Raw genomic sequence first — 20662 nt, 5'->3', positions numbered from 1 at the left:
TGCGACGGCGGGCGCGACGACGAGTGCGACGACGGCGGGTGCGGCCGGCTCGACGGCGACGGGTCCGCTCCGGGCGGGAGCGGGCTGTATAGGCTTACGCGGCAAGGACTACGAAATATCCGAAATATCCCCTTTCCCTGACGAGCTGGTGATGGGTGAAGTGATGCGCCATGTCAAGGACGTGAAGCTGGGCGATCACCTGTGTCTGGCGTTCTCGCACGAGGACGAGCAGCGCGAGGTGGCCTCCGCCTTCGTCTCCGCCGGCCTGGAACGCCGGGAGCGGGTGCTGTACTTCACCGACGGCCCGGCACCCGAACGGGTACGTCACTGGCTGGAGGACGCGGGGATCGACGTGACCTCGGCGATGCGGGCGGGCCGGCTCGACGTCGTCTCCAGCGACGACGGCTACCTGACCTCGGGCCGGTTCGACGCCGACGCGATGATCACCACGCTGCGGCGCGAGACCGAGGCCAGCCTGGACGCCGGGTTCACCGGGTTCCGGGTGAGCGGGGAGATGAGCTGGGCACTGCGCGACGTACCGGGCGCCGAGCAGCTTGAGCGCTACGAACGCCGCGTCACCGCCCTGTTCGCCGAGGGGCTGTCGGCGGCGATCTGCCAGTACGACACGCGCCTGTTCCCCGCCGACCGGCTCGACGCGCTGGCCGGCAGCCACTCGGACGACGTGCGGATGAACGCCCTGTTCCACGACGGCCAGCTCTGTGTCATCCCGTCCTTCGACGCCGTCGGCGGCCCGGTGCTGCGGGTGATCGGCACCATCGACCACAGGAACACCACGGTGCTGCGCGACATCCTGGACGCCGATTCGAGCGCGGACGTGCGCCTGGACATGGCCGGCCTGGAGTTCATCGACGTGGCGGGCCTGCGCGACCTGGCACAGGCGGCCGCCGGTCTCCCCCGGGGACGGCGCCTCCTGATCCTGAACCTGGCCCCCATGCTGGGCGAGGTCGTCCGTTTGGTCGGCTGGGACCGAACACCCGGCCTGATAATCGACCCGGAGGCCATCCCCGCATGAGCGGCATCACCGTCCGGCCCGCCGACGCGGCGCCCGAGCTGATCCACCAGGCACTGGTGTACGACACCGACCAGGCGTTCCTCTCCGTCACCACCGCCTTCTGCCTCGACGGCCTGGCGCGGGACGACAGGGTTCTCGCGGTGACCACCAAGGCGAACATCGAGCTGCTGAGAGCCGCTCTGGGCGGTGCGGCGGACCGGGTGGAGTTCGTCGACGCGCGGGGGTGGTACGACACGCCGGGCCGGACACTGGCCGCCTACAACTCCTACGTCGACACCTACTCGCCCGCCCACCGGCGGATCCGCGTCATCGGCGAGCCCGTCTGGCACGGCCGCGACGAGCGGCAGGAGGCGGAGTGGACACGGTACGAGGCGATGCTCAACGTCGCCTTCGCCGGCAGCCCGGCCTGGATCGTCTGCCCCTACGACACGCGGACGCTGCCCGGGCGCATCGTCGCCGACGCCCGCCGCACCCATCCGGACCTGCTGGTCGACGGCGACTCGCGGGCGAGCCGGGAGTACGGCGACCCGGCGGCCTTCACCCACGCCGCCGACCACCGTCCCCTGCCGCCGCCACCCGCCGGGGCCGAGGTGACCGTCCGGTTCGACGCCGACCTGGCCCGGACTCGGCAGCGGGTGAGCGCGTGGGCCGTCACGTCCGGCCTGCCGGGCGAGCAGCTCGAACGGCTCCTGCTCGCCGTCAACGAGGTCGTCACCAACGCCGTCGAGCACGGTGGCGGGCACGGCGAGATCCGGCTGTGGACCGACGGCCCGATCGTCCGCTGCGACGTCACCGACCCCGGGCACATGGACGCCCCGTTCCCCGGCTACCTGCCGCCCCGCCTCACCGGTCCTCGCGGCCACGGGATGTGGGTGGTCCGCCAGGTCTGCGACCTGGTGGAGATCCGCACCGGCCTGCCCGGCACCCAGGTCCGTCTGCACCTGACCCGCGCCTGACCTCGATCGGGCCTCCCGGGAGCAGGCGCCTGCTCGGGCCTCCCGGGACCAGGTGCCCGATCCGGCCGGACGACGCCGACGGCGCCGGGCCCGCGCCCGCCCCCGGTCCGGCGTTCCCGGACCGAGGGCGTCAGGGGATCAGGGGTTCGGCGGGCGCCACATCGGATACATCGGCGGGCCGCCGGGCAGGTCCAGCGGGTCGCCGAGGTCCCGGTAGCCGTGCCGCAGATAGAGCCTGCGGCTGCGGGTGCTGCTGGCCTCCAGGTACGCGGGTATGCCCTCCTCGTCGAGCCGGCGGTGGTATCCCTCCAGCAGCCGGGTCCCCGTCTTCCGTCCCTGGTGTCCCGGGAGCACGGCGAGGAACGCCAGGTAGTGGTGCGGCTCGTCGGGATGGCGCCTGTCCATCTCCTCGCCCATCTGCTCGATGCGCTCCGCGTGGGGACCGGCGAACGCCTCCACCCGGGCGGCCCGGTCGGGGACCTCGGGAAGCGGCTCGACGCCCTTGTGGTACCACACGGCCACGGCGGACATGTCGGCCGTCGCGTGGACCTCCCCGTGGGTGAGGGCGCCCTCGCTGAGCATGGAGAAGAAGGGGGGCATCACCCGGCGGCGGTCCTCGTCCGGCGGGATCATCCAGGCCGAGACCTCCTGCTCGTGGAAGGAGGTGGCGATGATCGCGCCGATGGTCTCGGCGGCTCCGGGAGCGTTCTGGATGCGAATGATCTCGGTCATTCGTTCCCGCCAACGGCCGCCTGGGCGCCCAGCCCGATGTTGGCGTACACCTTCGGCCGCCTGGCCCGCAGGGCGAGTCCCCACATGACGCCGAACCCCGCGGCGACGAAGTAGATGGCGGGCATGATCCAGCGGAGCGGGGAGTCGGGGGCCACGCCGAGCACGGTGTCGAAGTTGAGCAGGACGAGCACGATGACGACGAACAGCAGGACGGAGGAGATGACCGGGGCGATCCGGGTCCGCCAGGCGTTCTCCTGGTGGGGGTTCTTGGAGAAGAAGACCAGCACGGAGACCGAGGTGGCCGCCAGCATCATGAGCAGTCCCAGGCCGCCGAACGACCCGACGGTGAAGAACAGCTGGATGACCGGGTCCAGGTCGAAGAACGCGTAAATGACGATCGTGACCAGCCCGATGACACTCTGCGCCACCGAGCCGTTGACCGGGGCGCCGGTCCGGGGGGAGGTGCGGCCGAAGGTCTCGGGCAGGACCCTTTCCCTGCCGAGGGCGAAGACGTAGCGGGAGATCGTGTTGTGGAAGGCGATCAGCGCGGCGAAGAGGCTCGTCACGAAGAGGAGGGAGCCGATGGTGGCGATGGTCGCCCCCAGGTGCTGCCCGGCCAGGTTGAACAGGAGGTTCGAACTCTGCTCGCGCGAGGCATCGACGATCTTGCCCGAGCCGATCGGCACGGTCATCGCCCAGGACGAGAGGGCGTAGAGCCCGGAGATGACGGCGAGCGCGACGTAGGTCGCGATCGGCACGGTGCGCCTGGGGTCCTTGGTCTCCTCGGAGAAGACCACCGACGACTCGAAGCCCGCGAAGGACGCGATGCAGATCGCGACCACCGCTCCGATCCCGGGGACGAAGAGGTTCGACGGGTCGAAGACGTCGAGGCTGTAGCCGGAGGCCGACGGGTTGACCAGGTCCGCGATGTCGAACAGGACGACGACGGCTATCTCCGTCAGCAGCAGGACCGACAGGACCTTCCCGTTCACGTCGACCCGCATGAGGCCGAGCGCCCCGGTCAGCACCCAGGCGACCAGGCCGATGACCCACCAGGGCGGGGAGCTGCCGAACCAGTCGGCGATCAGCGGCTGGGCGGCCGCGCCGATCATGCCGTAGAGACCCACCTGGAGCGCGTTGTAGGCCAGCAACGCGACCCACGCGGTCGCCACCCCCACCGGCCTGCCGAGCCCTTTCGCGGTGTACGCGTAGAACGCCCCGGCATTGACGACGTGACGGGCCATCGTCACGTAGCCGACGGCGAACAGGCCCAGGATGGCGCCGAGCAGGATGAAGGCGAGCGGCACGCCGGTCACGCCGGTCGCGGCGTAGGCGGCGGTCACCGAGCCGCCGATGACGGTGAGCGGCGCCGCCGCCGAGATGACGAAGAAGACCACGGAGGGCACGCCAAGGCGGTCCTGGGCCAGCGCGGCGGAGACCGCGCCGGCTCTCTGCTCTGTCACGGACATCGGGGGGACTCCTTGGGATGAGGGGGGGTGGGCTCACCGGCGGGTGATGACGGCGTCGCCGACGGCGGCTTCGGTCTGGGCGATCAGTTCCTGGAGCGGCGCCGGGAGGGCGGCGACCGTGCCGGAGAGGTACGCCGGGTTCTGCTCCCACAGGACGAGCTGGTTGCCGCCGGTCGCGACGAGCAGTCCCAGCAGGACACCGTCCTGGACGTTGAGTGGTTCACGGCGCTGGATCGCCAGGTTGACGCGTCCTACGGGCCATCCCGCGATGTTCACGTCGACCGGTGTCCGCCTCCGCGACGGGCGCCTGCCTGGCGGGCGCAGCAGCCCCTCCGCGGTCATCCGGTCCGCCACGTCGGTGATCGCCGTACGGGCGAGGAACTGCAGCCAGGTACGGAAGCGGTGCGAGGGTTCGGCGACGATGTGCCCCAGGGCGGTCCGGGTGAGCGCGTCCTGGGGCGGCGCCGCGTCGAGGACGACGAGCCGGATCTGACCCGCCGCCGATCCCACGGTTATCCGCCCGGCGAGCATCAGTTCTCCCAGTACGGCGGCGGCCAGCCCAAGACCGGTCAGACGGGCGTGAAGCCTCATCCGGCCGGTCGCGTTGTCATGCATGACAAAGAACAGGTCGTTGGCCAATCGGGTTCCTGAAAGATCAACTCCAACCACGAACGGCGATCGTATAGCTAAATCATTAAATTTGTCATTATGCGAACAAAGTTCTAGCGCCGAACCTGATGAGTCCGACGAGAATCGAAGAATCGGACAGGTAGCCGAAAACCCATAGCCATACCGGTGAAGCTACGAAGATCCCGACGAATCCAGAAATTTACTTATTTTTGGCCATCCGCAGTCAGGCGTCGGGAGGTGTCCGGACGGAGATCTCCGCGACCGGAACAACCCCGGTCAGGCGGCTCCGGAAAGCGGAAATCCAACAATCCCGACGAATCTTCACGGGACTTTTATGCAGACACTTTAGGCATTTTAGGACCGGCGTAATACCGTGACGGCTTCCGTGTTCCCTGCGGGGGTGGTAGTGGGCGGTTCAGGTCACGGTGGCAGAGGGCGGCTCAGGCCACACGGGCGGGCCGGAGGGGTATGCCCCCTCTTCCCCGGGCCGGTCTCCCGCACCTCGGCCAGGTAGACCTCATGGCACGGGCCGTCACGGGGTCACGGAGTCGCCGGGCCACGAATTCACGGAGTCGTGGAGTCGTGGAGTCGTGGAGTCGTGAACGAGTCCGGCGTCCCGCGTCCGCGTGTCCGTCCGGACGAGGGTTCCGGGGTTCTCCGCGCACGGTCCGCGACGCGGAGCCCGCGTCGCGGACCCCATACGCGGAGCCCATACGCGAACCCCGTGCGCGGAGGCCCTCGGTGAGGTGACGAGCCGTACCCGGGCGGCGGCGGCCGGATGCCCGCGGCCTCGCACACCTCGTCCCACCGAGAGAGCGCGCGGGGCCGAACCCGACCCCCGGGATCACCGGCGGCCGAACACCGGTTGTTCGGGGCCCTCCAGTTTGACCATCAGATGTGTCACCAGCCGGTCCTGTGGCGTGGTGGCGGGGTTGGAGACGTACACCTCGCGCAGCGGGCCGTGCGGCGTGTACCCGCGCTCGCCCGCCCAGGCGAGCAACGCGTGCACGGTGAGAGGGATCTGGTCGTACGCCCCGACATGGGTCGCCGACGCGTACCGGCCACCCGGCAGGACGTCCGCGAAGGTCCCCGGGACGTCCTCGGACGTCTCCAGCGCGACGGCCACGGCCACCTCCTCCGCCATGTCGAGCGGGAACAGGCCGACCAGCAGCCCGTCCGGCGCGCCCGCCGCCGCGAGCAACCGGGCCACGCACGCCGAGGTGACCGGGCCGATCCGATCCTGGGGCGCGGTGTCGCGTACGACGGCCACCCGCCGGGCGGGCTCGCGGACGACCGTCACCTCCGGCCGGGGCAGGCCCTCGGACAGAATGCGTTCGAGCGCGGCGAAGTTGCGCTCGCGGCGCGCCAGGTCGGCCTCCATGCGGTCGCGCACGCCGCCGAGCACGCCCGCCTCGCCGGACAGCACCCGTCCGATGGAGGGAAGGGGTACGTCGAGCGAGCGCAGCAGGCCGATCAGCATCGCGGCGCGTGCCTGGTCGGGCCGGTAGTAGCGGTAGCCGGTGTCCGGATCGACGCGGGCCGGGGTCAGCAGGCCCAGCTCGTCGTAGTGGCGCAGCTGTTTGACGCTGAGCCGGCACAACCGTGCGAACCGCCCGATCGGCAGGTGTTCCTCGTTCACGTCATCAGCATGAGGGCTCCCGCCGAGGGAAGGGCCGCCGGACCCGCCGCCGTCTTTCGATCCCCCACGGGCCGCGGGGGACGGAGACCCGCCGGCTCCCGTCCCGCCGGGAGAGCGGGCACCCGGCCGGGTGCCGGATCGCCGCGTTTCCCCTGGCGGGGGGCGGCCGGACAGCGGACGTGGCCGGGACCCGTGTCACGGGTCCCGGCCACGCCGGGGTTCTCGCTCGGCCGGGCCGCCGTCACCTCGTGGTCAGCGGCGGCACCGGCCGTCCGGTGCTATCTCAACGGCCGCCACAGCCTCGGGCGGCGAAGGCCAGGAACTGGGTGGCCTCGTTGCCGGCGAAGTTGTCGTCGGAGCCGACCACCAGCGTGCACTCGCCGTTACGCAGGCGCGGCCCCCAGGCGAGGCTCTCCAGGTTCTGCAACGGCTGCGGCACCGTGCTGAAATCGGAGACGAGACGCTTGGAAACCGGGCGGTACGGGCGTCCGGCGGTCAGGCTGTCGCGGGTCAGCACGTTCGTGGCGCCGCGCAGGTCGATCTCGTACAGCTTGGCCTTGTAGTTGACGCCCTCGATCCAGGAGCGCTCAAGGGCGAGGTAGCGGTTGTCGTCGATCGCCAGGATCTCCGAGACCCCGCTGTCGGACTTGCCGTTCGCCGGGATCGGCGCCGCCGGGAGCTTGTCGATCGGGTAGGCGTACTGCCCGCGCGGGCGGCCGTCGCGGCCCCACACGGTGATGCGGGCCGTGGCGCCCTGGCTCACGGTCGGCAGCGCGCCGTCCTCGTATCGCGGGCCCTCCGTGACGGCCGCGATGCCCCGCTCCGTGAAGGTCAGCCCCTCGAACCCGAAGTTGCGGCGGGGGCCGCTGGTGGTGGCGGTCATCTTCAGGTTGCGGGGAACGGCGAGCTCCCCGAGGTGGCGGCCCTCGGCGCTGGTCCAGCGGACGGACAGGTCGGACACCGGGATGCTGGGGTTCTCGGCGTCCGGCCGGTCGCCCTCGTTGGCCCACAGCAGCCTGCGGCTCCACCGGTCGTAACGGATCGACTCGGGATCGGCCGACCTGGGCTGACCATAGGCCGGGTAGGGGCTCCCGCCGGGGCGCCGCAGGGTGGTGACCCCGGTGAGGCTCACCCTGGTGAACGCTCCGGTGACTGGGTGGATGTCGAAACGGCCGGTGTAGAAACGGGCCGGGTTGTAGCGCCAGCGGTCGTCGGATATGAGGTACCAGGTGCCGGTGCGGGGGTCACGGTCGAGACCCGAGAGGCCCCCGACGGTGGTCCCCCGGAAACGCATCCTGTGCGGTAGGCGCTGCTCGCCGAGGAAGCGGGTGATCCGGAGCTCCTGCGCCGGAGGCGCGGCCACCACCGAGGACTCCGCGGCCGTCGCCGACGCCTGCGCACCGGCGGCCCCGAGGCTGACCGCCGTCGCGAGCGCGGCAGCGAGTGCCGTGATTCTTCGCGAATTGGTCATATGACTCTCCTCTTCCCAGTAATGATCCCGAAAGAACTGGCTGGAATATGAGACCGCGGATTGCGAAAAATTTCCACGAGAATCAACAATTCAATGCCCATTGGCCACTCAATGACAGGACAGAACAAGCCATTTGTCATGCATTTCCATCACCAAATCGGCGATCGGGGCAAGACCCTTCAAAACATGCGGGCAAGGACGCCGAGGACAGCGCCGTACGGGCGGCTCGCACGCGGAACACGTACACGCACGGATATGCGGTGGTGCTCGCGACCGTCCGGCGGCGCTCGTGACGCCACGTCCGTCGTCCGGAAGCGGCCAAGACGGCGCGCATCCATACGGCGACGGTTCGCGCTGTTCTCCCGGCGCGTGAATCGCACAGGGCGCGCGAATCGCACCGGATTGGCTGGTGATCGACCCTGAATGACGCGGAATGGCGCGGAGATGTCCCCCTGACGCACACAATCCTTTTACGGGGTTCATTTCTCGATCGCGGTAACGCGTACACGAATGCGGCACGCCGTGGCGGGTCTGCCCCACCGGCCTTCTCGTCAAGACTTGTCCCGGTTTGCCCCGGTTCCGAACCTCGGAGGCGGCGCCTGACCAGGCGATCGGCCGATGGCCGGTCAGGACCCGGCCTGGACCCGGCCTGGAGCCGGACGATGGGGGATCGAGGGCCGGGCCGGGACCGGGCGGAGCCGGGCGGTGGCGAGCGGACGGCGGCAGATCAGGGCAGGTCAGGGGCCGGGGCTGCTGGTTGGACGGGCGTGGCGGGTGTCCGCCCGTCCGGGGTGATCTTCGACGCGAGGGGTACGCTCGAAAGGACGCCGACAATTCCGCCGGGTCTACTTCCATATGGACATCTGGACGGCGAAACATGGCGGACACCGAGCCCGCGTGCGAGTTGCACCTGCGAATATCCGGGCAGCCCCACGACCTGATGCTGCGCCTGCACGGACACGAGCCCACCGAGGACGAGGTGGCGGGCTGGATGCGGGACGGAGCGGTGGTCAGGCTCCAGGTCACCGAAACGGCCGGTCGGACACCTCACACCATGCTGGTGAATTTCGGCAGCGTAGTTTTTGCCTGGCTCTGTCCTTACCAGTCCGGCAGAGGGGTGAATCTGTGAGGTTGCGAGAGGGCCGGAAACGGGTACGCGCCGGCTCCGGTGACCGGTGAAGGCGGCTCCGCTGAAGGTGGCCCTGCTGGGACCGGTCGCCTGGCGTACGCCGCCGCGTCACTACGGGCCGTGGGAGCAGGTCACCGGCCTGCTCGCCGAGGGACTCACCGCCAGGGGCGTCGACGTGACGCTCTTCGCCACCCTCGACTCGATCACCTCGGGGACGCTCGACGGGGTCTGTCCCACCGGGTACGCCGAGGATCCGTCCCTCGACGGGCGGGTGTGGGAGGCGATGCACGTCGCGCACGCGCTGGGGCGTTCCGCCGAGTTCGACCTCGTGCACAGCCACCTCGACTGGCTGCCCCTCGCCTTCGCGGACCACTGCCGCGCCCCGCTGCTCACCACGGTCCACGGGTTCTCCGGGGCGGGGATCCTGCCCGCCTACGCCCGTGCCCGATCGGCCTACGTCTCCATCTCCGACGCCGACCGCTCCCCCGAGCTCGACTACGTCGCCACGGTCCACCACGGCATCGACCTCGGGCTCCTGCCCTTCGACCCGGACGGCGGCCGGGGGCTGGTCGTCTTCGGCCGGATCCATCCCGACAAGGGCACCCACACCGCGATCGAGATCGCGCGGCGGGCCGGGCTGCCGCTGACCGTCTGCGGGATCGTCCAGGACCAGCGGTACTTCGAGGAGCTGGTCGCCCCGCACGTCGACGGCGAGCGGGTCAGGTTCCTCGGCTCGGTCGGCCCCGGGCGGCGCGCCGAGATCCTCGGCGGGAGCGCGGCCCTGCTGCACCCCATCGCGTTCGACGAGCCCTTCGGCCTGTCGGTGGTCGAGTCGATGGCCTGCGGCACCCCCGTGATCGCCTACCGGCGCGGGTCGATGGCCGAGGTCGTGGATCCGGGCGTGACGGGTTTTCTGGTGGACACCGTCGAGGAGGCCGTCTCCGCCGTTTCGCGGGTCGGCGCGATCGACCGGGCGGGTTGCCGCGCCCAGGCCGAACGCAGATTCGGTGTGGAGAGAATGGTGACCAGTTATTTACGCATCTACCGCGACATAGTGGACCGAGCGTAATGCCCTGATACTGTCGGAGTGACGTAGCCCCCGCGATCCTCTGCGGGGTCGCGGCAGCCGGGCCCCGACGAGGACGGCCCCCGGCGTCAGGCTTCAGCTCCATCCGCCACCACGCTGGCCGATGGACGTCTTCACCGCGTGAGGTCCGCGTCCGTGAGACGGAGCGGCCGATGACCGGAAGGCTTGGCAGTGGCCTGTACATACGGATTTCTCAGCACCCACCCGCCCACACAGTGCGGGCTGGCGACCTTCAACTCCGCCCTGGCCACCCACCTGACCGAGGGGGGCGCCCGCGGCGGGATCGTCCGCGTCACCACGGACGCCGACGACGAGCGCCCCGTCCCCGGGGTCGTGCACACCTGGGCCCCCGGCGGGCACGAGAACTGGAAGGCGGCGGCCTCCGCCCTGGAGCGGTTCGACGTCGCGGTGGTCCAGCACGAGTACGGCATCTACCCCGGCGCGGACGGCGAGGACGTCCTGCCGCTGCTGCGGCATCTCATGGTGCCCAGCATCGTGGTCCTGCACACCGTGCTGACCCGGCCGACACCCCGGCAGCGAAGGCTGCTGGAGCAGATCGTGGAGGCCGCGGGCGCGGTGGTCACCATGACCGGCACCGCCCGCGACCGGCTGCTCTCCGGCTACCACGTCGACGCGGACAAGGTGTCCGTCATCCCGCACGGAGCCGCCGACCACATGCGCGTCCCGGCCCAGCGCCGCCTGCGGCCGCACCTGCTCACCTGGGGGCTGATCGGCCCCGGCAAGGGCATCGAGTGGGCGTTGCGGGCGCTCGCCCTGCTGGGGGACCTCTCTCCCTCGCCCACGTACACGGTCGCGGGCAAGACCCACCCCAAGGTGCTCGAACACCACGGGGAGGCCTACCGCGACGGGCTGCGGCGGATGGGGGAGCGGCTCGGCGTGGCCGCCTCCGTACGGTACGACCCGGTCTACCGGGACCAGGCCTCGCTGATCCGGCTGATCCGCTCGGCCGACGTGGTCGTGCTGCCGTACGACTCGCACGAGCAGGTGACCTCCGGTGTCCTGATCGAGGCCGTGGCCGCCGGGGTGCCGGTCGTCGCCACGTCCTTCCCGCACGCCGTGGAACTGCTCACCGGCGGGCCCGGCCTGCTCGTACCCCACGAGGACCCCGTGGCGCTCGCCGCGGCCGTACGCCGGATCCTCACCGAGCCCGGCCTGGCCGAGGACCTGAGGAACCGCACCCACGCCCTCGTCCCGACCCTGCTGTGGCCCGCCGTGGCGGCGCGCTACGAGGAGCTCGCCCGGGGCCTGCTCACCGGACGCCCGGCGGCCGTGGCGGTGGCCCTGCCGTGACCTCCGCGACCCCCGCCCCCCACACGTCCCCCACGGTCGCCCCCGCCATCCCCGGCTTCCGGCACCTGGAGCGGCTGAGCGACGACACCGGCCTGTTCGAGCACGCCAGGCACGCCGTCGTCCGCCGCCAGCACGGCTACTGCACCGACGACGTCGCCCGCGGGCTCGTCGTCACCAGCCGCGAACCGGAGCCGTCCCCCGAGGTGGGGCGGCTCGCGGAGTGCTACCTGGCCTTCCTCACGCACGCCCAGGACGGCTCGGGCGCGTTCCACAACCGGCTCTCCCACGACCGGCGCTGGACCGACGAACCCGGCCTCGGCGACTGGTGGGGCCGGGCGCTTTGGGGCCTGGGCACCGCGGCGGCCCGCAACCCCGCCCCGTGGATCCGCGACGAGGCCCTGATCTCCTTCACCCTCGGCGCCACCCGGCGGTCCACGCACCCGCGCGCCATGGCGTTCGCCGGGCTCGGCGCGGCGGAGGTCCTGCGCGTCCTGCCGGACAACGCCCCGGCCGCGGCCCTGCTCGCGGACGCCGCCCTCGCGGTCGGCGTCCCCCCGGCCGACCCCGACTGGCCATGGCCGCAGCCCGAGCTGACGTACGCCAACGCCGCCCTCGCCGAGGTGCTCATCGCGGCGGGCCACCTCGGTGGCGACGGCTCGATGCTCGCCGACGGACTGCGGATGCTGACCTGGCTCCACGAGATCCAGACCAGGGACGGGCGGCTGTCGGTCGTGCCCGTCGCCGGCTGGCGGCGGCACGCGCCGCGTGACCGCTACGACCAGCAGCCGATCGAGGTCGCCGCGCTCGCCGACGCCTGCGCCACGGCGGGGGCCGTCACCGGCGACCCCTCTTGGCAGGTGGGGGTCCGGCGGGCCTCGGCCTGGTTCCAGGGCGCCAACGACCGGGGTACGGCGATGTGGGACGCCGCGACCGGCGGCGGCTACGACGGCCTGACCCTGTACGGGCCCAACCTGAACCAGGGCGCGGAGTCGACGATCGCGCTCATCTCCACCCTGCAGCACTCCGGGCACCTGGTGAACGAGCGGAGTGAGGGCATCTGAGGGCATCCTGCCCTGGTCACGGGACCGACGGGGTGATGTCATGGGTGTCATGACGGGATATGGCGCGGCCCTCGTCCGGTGTCGCGTCCCGACCGCGCTCCCCGGAGGACGCCGCGTCCTGGCCGCGTCCTCCGGAAAGCGCCGCGTCCCGGCGGGCCTCCCCCCGGGGCGCGAGGTTCCGGGTACCTCCCCCGGGCGGTGCCGCGTCCCGGCCACCTCCCCCGGAAGGCGAGGCTCCCCCGAAAGGCACGCTTTCCCAGAAAGGCACGCTTTTCTCGAAAGACGCGGCTTTCCGGCCGCCTCCCCGGCCAGGGCCCCTGTCCCCGCCAGGGACCGTGTCCCGGCCCCGAGATCCCCGGACGAGGTGCCATGACCATCCGGGACCTGGCCACCAGGCTCGACCAGACCCTCGCCCCCGACCCGCGAAGGGTGATCATCAAGCTGTTCGTGCCCGGCGAGGACGCCGCCCTGGCACGCAGCCGGGCCGCCGCCCTGATCGACCGCATCACGCTTCTCGGCCACGACGAGACCGCCGCGCTCCTCGAGGAGACGCTCCGGGGGTTCGGCGACCGGCACCACGACCTCGCGACGACCTTCCTGCACCACTACGACCTGGTCCGCTACCGGGTCCCGAGCCATGTCGACCTGCGACCGGCGGCCCGCCTGCTGGTCGGCGCCTACTTCAGCCACGAGTACGCGGTGGAGGGCGCCGCGCTGTGCAACCCCTCGATGGTCGCCCACCCCGACCAGTCCGGCCTGAGCCCGGGACAGCTGCGCGCGGTGATCAGCACGCGGCAGATCGGCGAGGGCCACCTATCGTCCATCGGCTTCGCCACGGCGGTGCTCGGCCCCGGTGACGAGCTCGTCGTCGCCGACCGCTCGGGACCGCTGACCGCCGGTCCCCGGCACGCCGTCCCCCACCGGCGTGACCTGCTCGCCGCCGCCCTCACCGACGAGGACCGGGACGACGAGGTCTCCGCGACCGTGCTGGGCTCGCTGCCCGAGCTCTTCGACGACGAGGACTTCGAGCAGGCGATCGCCCGTCTCCCCACCGACCTGCTCACCCGCACCACCACGCACACCACCGTGGAGGAGCTGCGCCGGGCGACCACCGCCGACTACGCCGTGACCTTCCCCGCCGACGTCCCGATCGAGCGGCGGGTGCTCTGGCCCGCCACCTCGGCCGAGAGCAACGGGATGGAGGACGCCCGTTTCGTGAGGATCATCGGTGAGGACGGCACGCCTTCGTACCGCGCCACCTACACCGCCTACGACGGGCGGCACATCCGCTCGCGCATGCTCGCCAGCGACGACCTGCGCACCTTCGAGATCACCCCGCTGCGCGGGCCCGCCGCCACCAACAAGGGGATGGCGCTGTTCCCGCGTCCGGTGGGCGGGCGCCTGCTCGCGCTGTGCCGCTCCGACGGCGAGACCCTCGGCCTGACCTCTCTCGGGGAGGACAGCAGGTGGCAGCGCCCGGTGCAGCTCCACACCCCCCGCAGCGGCTGGGAGCTGATCCAGGTCGGCAACTGCGGATCCCCCCTGGAGACCGGGTCCGGCTGGCTCGTCCTGACCCACGGCGTCGGCCCGATGCGCCGCTACGCCATCGGCGCGCTGCTGCTCGACCTGGACGAGCCGCAGCGCGTCGTCGCCGAGCTGCCGGGCACGCTCCTCACCCCCGGCGACACCGAGCGCGAGGGGTACGTGCCCAACGTCGTCTACTCCTGCGGTGGCCTGCTGCACGCGGGCGCCCTGTGGCTGCCGTACGGGGCGAGCGACGCCCGGATCGGATTCGCCCGCGTGACCCTCGACGTCCTTCTGGGGGCGATGCGACCGCTCACGGAAAACAGGTGAACGGCACATCTCCCCCGCAGCGGGTCTACTACCACTTGACTTCCTCCCGGCCCTGAAGGACCGGGATTCCCCGTACCGCCGGCGCGGCATGCTGCCGTGCTCGTGGCCGGGGTGGTAGACGCTTCACAGACCGCCCAACGGCGAGGTCTCCACGTCCTGAGACCGCCTGCCCGGCGGCCTTGATGTTCTTGGCGGCGTTCACATCGGCGTGCTCGACATGACCGCAGGAGGTGCAGGCGAACCGCGCTTGGCTCTCACGCGATGCCGCATCCACCACCCTGCACGCCGAGCACGTCTGAGACGTGTACATCGCCGAGACCTTGATCACCTTGCTGCCGGTATACCGGGCCGCGTTGTTCACGGCGAGTTCGAGTCCGTACCAGCCCTTATCCAAGATCGCCTTATTGAGGCCGGACTTCTGAGCGACCCGCGAGCCGGGTTGCTCAACGGTACCTTTCGCACTGGCCGTCATGTTCTTTGTCGCGAGGTCTTCCAGCACGACCGTGCCGTACCGGCTGGTGAGCGTCGCGGCGGTCCGAGCGTTGAAGTCCGCGCGGCGCAACCGAACCCGTCGCATGACCGTGCCCAGCTTGGCCACCACGCGCTTGCGCCGGTTGCTGCCCTCGCGGGTTCGGGCGAGTTGCTGCTGAAGGCGGCGATGCCGCTGCGCCTCGCCGCCAGTGATGAACGGCCGGTTATGGAAATCCCCGTCGCTCGTGGTGAGGGCGACTACCACTCCCCGGTCGATCCCCACAGCAGGGCCTGGATGCGTCTCGGGGGTGGCCTGTCCGTCCTCAACGAGGAACGACATGAACCAGTGCCTACCGTCACGGACAATCGTGGCTGAGCGTAGGACGCCGCCGAGCGGACGCGACCAGCGAAACCGCACCCATCCGAACTTAGGTACCTTCACCCGGCCCCAGCGGCGACCGACCCGTTCCACGACGATCTGCTTGGCATCCGGGAAACGGAACGACGGTGACCACTTGCGTTGCGACCGCCACCGGACCTTCCATGTCCCGTGGGTCTTGACCGCCTGGTCCAAGTCTTTGAGGGTCTGTTGCAGGCAGTGCGACGGCGCGTTCGTGAGCCAGCTGAAATCTTGTTTGGCGTCGGCTAGCTGCTTGCACTGCTCGGCGTACCCGATGAACGCGCCGCGCTCGCGGTAGGCGCGGCGCTGTTCCAGCGCGGTGTTCCACACCGACCGACAGATGCCGCCGACCTGTTCGGCGAACTCGACCTGCTCGGGCGTGAACTCCACCCGATAACGGCGCCCGGTCAGCACGAAACACCTTCTTCACGAAAACTCTATGATCTCTAATGGTACCGTGGAGAATCATGATTGAATGTATGAGTGTTCGAGAACTCCGGGACCATCTTGGCCGCCGAGTCGATGCCGCACGCCACGATGGCGAACACACCATCGTGGAGAAGTACGGTGAAGTCCACGCTGTCCTGGTGCCCTACGCCTGGTGGGCCGAGCAGCGACACCCGGCGGATCAGGACACGCTCGCGCCCTAGCGGTCACGCCCGTTCGGGCCAACCCTGGCCTGAGGGCCGAGACTTGCGCCCTTCGAGTTCGGTCAAACGCCTGGTCGAGGCGGGCTTGGTGACGCAGGTGACCGAAACGACCTCCAGACGGCGCTTTAAGACCTTTTCACTCGCTACGGCGGCACGGCTTCGAGGCGGACGAGACACCCGCGAAAGGCGAGATCCGGCGGAATGCCGTTCGTGCCCCCAGTCACCATTGATCACTCTTGGTCACACGACCTCGTGAATGTCACAGGGTCCGGTGAACGTCACGCGATTCCGTGGAGTTCGCCGCCTTCTCCGCCTTCGCCCTCATGACGCCCACCCCCACCAGGAAGCGCGAACACGGCCCGCCTTCCCCGCTCCGGAGATGACGAGTTGCGTGAACGCCGGACATCTACCGGAGACCTAACTGACGCAGAACTCGTTCTCCTCGGGGTCGAGCATCGTCACCCCGTAGAAGTCGTCGTTTCCCTCCACCGTCAGCACATTCGCCACGGTGGCGCCCAGCGCCGTCAGCCGGGCGACCTCGGCGTCGACCCGCTCCCTGCGAACCGCCGCGGGCGCCTCGCGGTCCTCGTTGGCGCGCAGGTCGAGGTGGAGGCGGTTCTTGGCCACCTTGCCCTCGGGCACCTTCTGGAACCACAGCCGGGGCCCGACACCGTCGGGGTCGACGACGGAGTCGTAGCCGTCGAAGAGCTCCTCCTCCGGCAGCCCGGCTGCACGCCAGTAGTCGTTCCAGCTCTCGAACCCCTCGGGGGCCTCCTCCAGCCGGTAGTGCAGCGCCCCGGCCCAGAACCGCGCCAGCCGGTCGGGGTCGGCGCAGTCGAAGGTCACCTGAAACCTGATCGCCATGATCGTCTCCGTATCGCCACCTCACCGGCACGGCACCGGCGCCGACGATCCTGCACCACGCGTACGACAGTTCCCGGAACCCGGCGCTCACCAGTACATGACGGCCGCCTGGCCGGGGCCCCAGCAGGAGTGGACACGCACGCGGAGGACGTAGCGACGGCCCCTGAGCAGGTGGACGCGGAGGGAGGCGTTGCGCGGGCGCCCGCCGTCGTCGTCGCCCGCCAGATAGCGCGGGTCACCGCCGACCTCCTCGAACAAAACCAGCACCGTGTCACACTCGCCGAAGACACCGACGGTGTAGTCACGGGTGGCACGAGGTGCGATCACGAAGTCGCGCTGCTCCCCCGCCCCGGTGCCGAGCGGGGCGGACCGGAAGGGCCGCAGCTCGGGCGGCGGCCCGGCGCCCGGGGGCGGGTACCAGCGGCGGGCGAACGCGGCGTCGGGCTCGGAGACGGTGCCCGGCGGCACGATCCCCGCCCGGTGACACGACGGTTCCAGGATGAGTCCCGGCCCGAACCGGTATCCCATGACGGACAGCGGATCCCATACGGGACCGTTCGCCTCGCTCTCGTCGAGCCTGCGGATGACGTTGTGGAACGTCCGCGACCTCGGCCAGAGGTTCGGCGGCCCCGCGAAGTCCTCGTAGACGGCCTCCTCGTCCCACAGGATGCCCGCGTACGGGCTCTGGTGCTCGTGGACCATGCCGATGACGTGGCCGATCTGGTGCAGCACGGTGCCCCGGCCGGACACCCCGGTGAGATCCCAGCCGAAGTTCACCGTGCGGGAGGCGGTACCGACGCGGAGCGCGTCGCGTCCCACGGCCGACCACGATCCGGCGTCCCGCCGGAACCCGATCCGCACCTCCGCCTCGGTACGGTCGGCGACCTCGGCGAACTCCAGCCCGATGCCGAGGTCCTTCCACTCCTGGAAACCCCCGCGCACGGCGTCGCGCTGCCTGCCGTCACACTGCCCGCCGTCGCGCTGCTCGTCCAGGAAGCAGTAGTGCAGGACCGTGCCGTTCAGCCACGCCCGCCGGCCCGAGAGCAGGGCCGCGCGTCGCCTGCCCTCAAGCCCGTCCGGCGGCGCGTAGGCGGGGTTCGGCGGGAGGGAGCAGTGCCGGACGCGCTCGCCGTCGCCCGCCCTCATCGAGATCCCCGCGACGTGACGGCCCTCGCCCGGGGGCACGGGGAGGAGAACGAGGAAACCGTGATCCACATGCCACGAGACTGAGGACGGAATCCCGGACGCGCATGAGTTGGGGCCTACTCAATTCCCCCTGTATCACGGGCGGGCGGCCCGGCTCATACCGCTGTGAGAAACCCAAGGTCCCCCTGGCCGTTCACGGCCAGGACTGAGGAACTCGATCGCGCACGGCGAAACCTGGCGGCCGGTCGCCGGGGCGTCGTCGTGACCGGCGCGGCGGGAAGCGGCAGGAGCCGCCTGGCCGCCGAGGCCGTATCCGCTCTGGAGGCCGTGATCGAAGCCGTGACCGGACCGGCGACCACGTCGGCGACCACGTCGATGACAGGGCCGGTGACAGGGCCGGTGCAAGCGTGGATCACGGGAACGCCGGACACCCTGGACACCCCGCTCGCCGCCTTCGCCCATCTCCTTTCCCGTCCTTCGCGCCGCGCGGGGCTTCCCGTCACCCGGGACTCCGCGAAGCACCCCGGCTCCCCGCCCCTCTCCCCGTCCCTCGCGGGATCCTCCCCGCGCCCCGCGGGACTTCTCTGCCCGCCGGACCCGGCCGAGGCGCTGGACGGGATACGCGTGCTCGTCGTGGACGACGCCCACCTCCTCGACGACTCCTCGGCCGCGCTCGTCCACCGCCTGGCGCTCAGGGGGCGTACCCGCCTGCTCGTCACGGTCAGGGAGGGCCTGCCCGTGCCGGAGGACGTCTCCAGGCTCTGGAAGGAGAACCTCCTGCCACGCGTGACGCTGGCCCCCATGACGGAGGGCGAGTGTGGCGAACTGCTGTCCCGGGCGGTGGGCGGTTACGTGGACACTCTCACCGTCCGGCGCCTGCACCGGGCGAGCCGCGGTGACCTCCGTCTCCTGCGCGAGCTGGTCGTCGCCGTCCACGCCGGAGGGGACCTGAGCAACGTGTCGGGGACGTGGACCTGGCGGGGCACTCCCCCGATGACGGCGCGCGTCAGGGAACTGGTCGAGGACACGATCCGCGACGTCGACGGGGAGGAACGGGAGGCGCTGGAGCTCATCGCGTCCGGCAGACCGCTGAGACTCGTCATGTCCGGCGAACTCCCGCAACCCGTCATGTCCGCTCCCCCGGCATCCAACGCGTCCGGCACGCCCTCGGCACCCCCCACACCCGGCACGCCCTCGGGACCCACCGCGGCCCGCAGGCTTTCGGACCCCACCGCGTCCGGCACGCCTTTGGAACGCGCCACATCCGGTGAGCCGCCGGACCGGGGTGCCGCGGGTACCCCGAACACACTGGACACTTCGAATACTCCGGATACTTCAGGCACTCCGGACTCCGGGACGGCCTTCGGCGTCCTCGAACGCCTGCGGACGAAGGGGCTGGTCGTCGTGGACGACCGGCTCTCGATCCGGCTCGCCCACCCGCTGCACGGCCCGGTGCTCCGGGCCGCCGCGAAGCGCTCGGGAACGGGCGGGCCGTCCGGCACGCCACGGCTCTCACGGGCCTCGGTCACGGCCACGGCGCTGGCGGACGAGTGCGAGGAACTGGCCGACCGCGCGTACACGGGGCGGCTCTCGGAGATACCGCGCGGCACCGGCGAGCGGATAGCCGAGGACGACACCGGCTGGGACGAGCCCGCGATGCCGGAGTTCTGCGCGCGGCGCGCCCGGATCGCCCGGCTTCGCGGGGAGACCCGCGAGGCCGTCGCCTGGAGCCGCGAGGGGCTGCGCCGCTCCCCCCACCACCGCGCCTGCCTGGCCGAACTCGCGCACGCCTCCGCCTACCTCGGCGACCTGACGACGGCGCGGCAGGCCCTGTCGCGCGGCCCGGCCGCCGGCGGTGACGCGCGGGCACGCGTACGACCCACCGCCCGGCCCCGGCCCCCGGCATCCTCCACACCACCGGAATCCGCGGGGGACGCGAGGTCGTGGGACCTCGCCGCCGAGCGGGCACGGACCTGGACGCTCGCCGCCGAGGGAGACCTCGACGGGGCCCTGCGCTCCGCGCTGCGCGCCGCCGGAGACGACCCGCGCGACGACGACCTGTTCGCCCTGCACGACGTGGTGCGGCTCGGGACCCCCGAGCTGGTCGTCGGCCGGCTCGGGGAGCTGGCCGACCGCGCGGAGGGAGACCTCGCCCCCCTGCTGGCGCGGCACGCCCGAGCGCTGGCCGGGCGCGACGGTGAGGCCCTGGACCAGGTGGCGCGGGGTCTCGCCGACCTCGGCCTGATGCTGCACGCGGCGGAGGCGTTCGCGCACGCGGCCCTCGTCCACGAGGACCGGCGCGCCTCGCAGTCCTCCAGGAACCGGGCCTCCGCGCTGGCGGGCGCCTGCCAGGGGGCGCGCAGCTCCGCCCTCGTCAACCTCGCGCTGCCGAGACTCACCGCACGCCAGCGGCAGATCGTCAGCCTCGCCGCGGCGGGCCTGACCAACCGGCAGATCGCCGAGCAGCTCACCGTGTCGATCCGTACGGTGGCCAACCACCTGTGCGACGCCTACGCGCGGCTCGGCAGCAGCGACCGCGCCGGTCTGGGAAGGCTCTTCACCGTCGGCTGACACGACGGCCCGGCCGCGCGGACCGGGCGGCCCGTGCGGACCGGGCGGCCCGTGCGGACCGGGCGGCCCGTGCGGACCAGGCGGACCAGGCGGACCAGGCGGACCGGGCGGACCGGGCGGACCGTCCTGGCCGGGTGCCGGACCCCACCCGGCCAGGAGGCGGGGCTCCGCCGTGCCAGGAGCACCGG

General features: G+C 71.3%; 16 protein-coding genes. 8 read left to right on the top strand and 8 right to left on the bottom strand.

Translation table 11 applies throughout. The annotated features are described in order from the left end of the window. Window positions 1–163: 163 nt before the first annotated feature. A complete protein-coding gene (locus ACFFRH_RS19090; RefSeq protein ID WP_386158246.1) occupies window positions 164–1033 on the top strand; it encodes an MEDS and STAS domain-containing protein in 870 nt (289 codons plus the stop codon). After that, window positions 1030–1989 (top strand): anti-sigma factor RsbA family regulatory protein, encoded by a 960-nt coding sequence (locus tag ACFFRH_RS19085; RefSeq protein WP_344743469.1) that lies wholly within the window; start codon window positions 1030–1032, stop codon window positions 1987–1989. The genes ACFFRH_RS19090 and ACFFRH_RS19085 overlap by 4 nt, the downstream gene beginning before the upstream one ends. A gap of 138 nt (window positions 1990–2127) precedes the next feature. Here ACFFRH_RS19085 and ACFFRH_RS19080 read toward each other — a convergent pair whose 3' ends face one another. From ACFFRH_RS19080 to ACFFRH_RS19060, 5 genes are all read right to left on the bottom strand, one after another. Next, window positions 2128–2721 carry a GNAT family N-acetyltransferase gene (locus tag ACFFRH_RS19080; protein ID WP_344743468.1) on the bottom strand — a complete coding sequence of 198 codons (594 nt, stop codon included), beginning with the start codon at window positions 2719–2721 and terminating at the stop codon, window positions 2128–2130. After that, window positions 2718–4190: an APC family permease gene (locus ACFFRH_RS19075; RefSeq protein ID WP_344743467.1), complete on the bottom strand. Its 1473-nt coding sequence runs from the start codon at window positions 4188–4190 to the stop codon at window positions 2718–2720. Before ACFFRH_RS19075 ends, ACFFRH_RS19080 begins: the two co-directional genes overlap by 4 nt. Window positions 4191–4223: 33 nt before the next feature. Continuing rightward, window positions 4224–4859 carry a GOLPH3/VPS74 family protein gene (locus ACFFRH_RS19070; protein WP_344743466.1) on the bottom strand — a complete coding sequence of 212 codons (636 nt, stop codon included), beginning with the start codon at window positions 4857–4859 and terminating at the stop codon, window positions 4224–4226. An 805-nt stretch (window positions 4860–5664) separates the two neighbouring features. Further along, window positions 5665–6459, bottom strand: coding sequence for a MerR family transcriptional regulator (locus ACFFRH_RS19065; RefSeq protein WP_344743464.1), 795 nt, complete (start codon window positions 6457–6459; stop codon window positions 5665–5667). A gap of 283 nt (window positions 6460–6742) precedes the next feature. Beyond that, entirely contained in the window at window positions 6743–7930 is a 1188-nt protein-coding gene (locus tag ACFFRH_RS19060) for an esterase-like activity of phytase family protein (RefSeq protein WP_344743463.1), read from the bottom strand. Between the two features lie 877 nt (window positions 7931–8807). Between ACFFRH_RS19060 and ACFFRH_RS19055 the strand changes: the two genes are divergently transcribed. The 5 genes from ACFFRH_RS19055 to ACFFRH_RS19035 all read left to right on the top strand — a co-directional run bounded on the left by ACFFRH_RS19055 (window position 8808) and on the right by ACFFRH_RS19035 (window position 14372). Beyond that, complete coding sequence (locus ACFFRH_RS19055) at window positions 8808–9059, top strand: hypothetical protein (protein ID WP_344743462.1); 252 nt, start codon at window positions 8808–8810, stop codon at window positions 9057–9059. A 46-nt stretch (window positions 9060–9105) separates the two neighbouring features. Further along, window positions 9106–10128, top strand: a complete 1023-nt coding sequence (locus tag ACFFRH_RS19050) for a glycosyltransferase family 4 protein (RefSeq protein WP_344743461.1) — start codon at window positions 9106–9108, stop codon at window positions 10126–10128. A 189-nt stretch (window positions 10129–10317) separates the two neighbouring features. After that, the gene (locus ACFFRH_RS19045) at window positions 10318–11457 is read left to right on the top strand and encodes a glycosyltransferase (RefSeq protein WP_344743460.1); all 1140 of its coding nucleotides are present in this window, start codon (window positions 10318–10320) and stop codon (window positions 11455–11457) included. Further along, complete coding sequence (locus ACFFRH_RS19040; RefSeq protein WP_344743459.1) at window positions 11454–12518, top strand: glycosyltransferase; 1065 nt, start codon at window positions 11454–11456, stop codon at window positions 12516–12518. The genes ACFFRH_RS19045 and ACFFRH_RS19040 overlap by 4 nt, the downstream gene beginning before the upstream one ends. A 369-nt stretch (window positions 12519–12887) precedes the next feature. Beyond that, window positions 12888–14372 carry a glycoside hydrolase family 130 protein gene (locus ACFFRH_RS19035; protein WP_344743458.1) on the top strand — a complete coding sequence of 495 codons (1485 nt, stop codon included), beginning with the start codon at window positions 12888–12890 and terminating at the stop codon, window positions 14370–14372. Window positions 14373–14400: 28 nt separating this feature from the next. Here the strand turns inward: ACFFRH_RS19035 and ACFFRH_RS19030 are convergent, their stop codons facing one another. From ACFFRH_RS19030 to ACFFRH_RS19020, 3 genes are all read right to left on the bottom strand, one after another. Further along, complete coding sequence (locus tag ACFFRH_RS19030; protein ID WP_344743456.1) at window positions 14401–15657, bottom strand: RNA-guided endonuclease InsQ/TnpB family protein; 1257 nt, start codon at window positions 15655–15657, stop codon at window positions 14401–14403. A 653-nt stretch (window positions 15658–16310) separates the two neighbouring features. Continuing rightward, on the bottom strand, window positions 16311–16757 hold the full coding sequence (locus ACFFRH_RS19025) for a VOC family protein (protein ID WP_344743455.1): 447 nt from the start codon (window positions 16755–16757) through the stop codon (window positions 16311–16313). A gap of 87 nt (window positions 16758–16844) precedes the next feature. Next, on the bottom strand, window positions 16845–17903 hold the full coding sequence (locus tag ACFFRH_RS19020) for a M12 family metallopeptidase (RefSeq protein ID WP_344743453.1): 1059 nt from the start codon (window positions 17901–17903) through the stop codon (window positions 16845–16847). Window positions 17904–18068: 165 nt separating this feature from the next. Between ACFFRH_RS19020 and ACFFRH_RS19015 the strand changes: the two genes are divergently transcribed. After that, entirely contained in the window at window positions 18069–20474 is a 2406-nt protein-coding gene (locus ACFFRH_RS19015) for a helix-turn-helix transcriptional regulator (protein WP_386158235.1), read from the top strand. The last annotated feature ends 188 nt before the right edge of the window (window positions 20475–20662 follow it).

It is taken from the genome of Streptosporangium vulgare, from assembly GCF_042428775.1.
Lineage (GTDB): Bacteria > Actinomycetota > Actinomycetes > Streptosporangiales > Streptosporangiaceae > Streptosporangium > Streptosporangium vulgare.
This window is presented reverse-complemented; position numbering and strand designations above follow the sequence as displayed.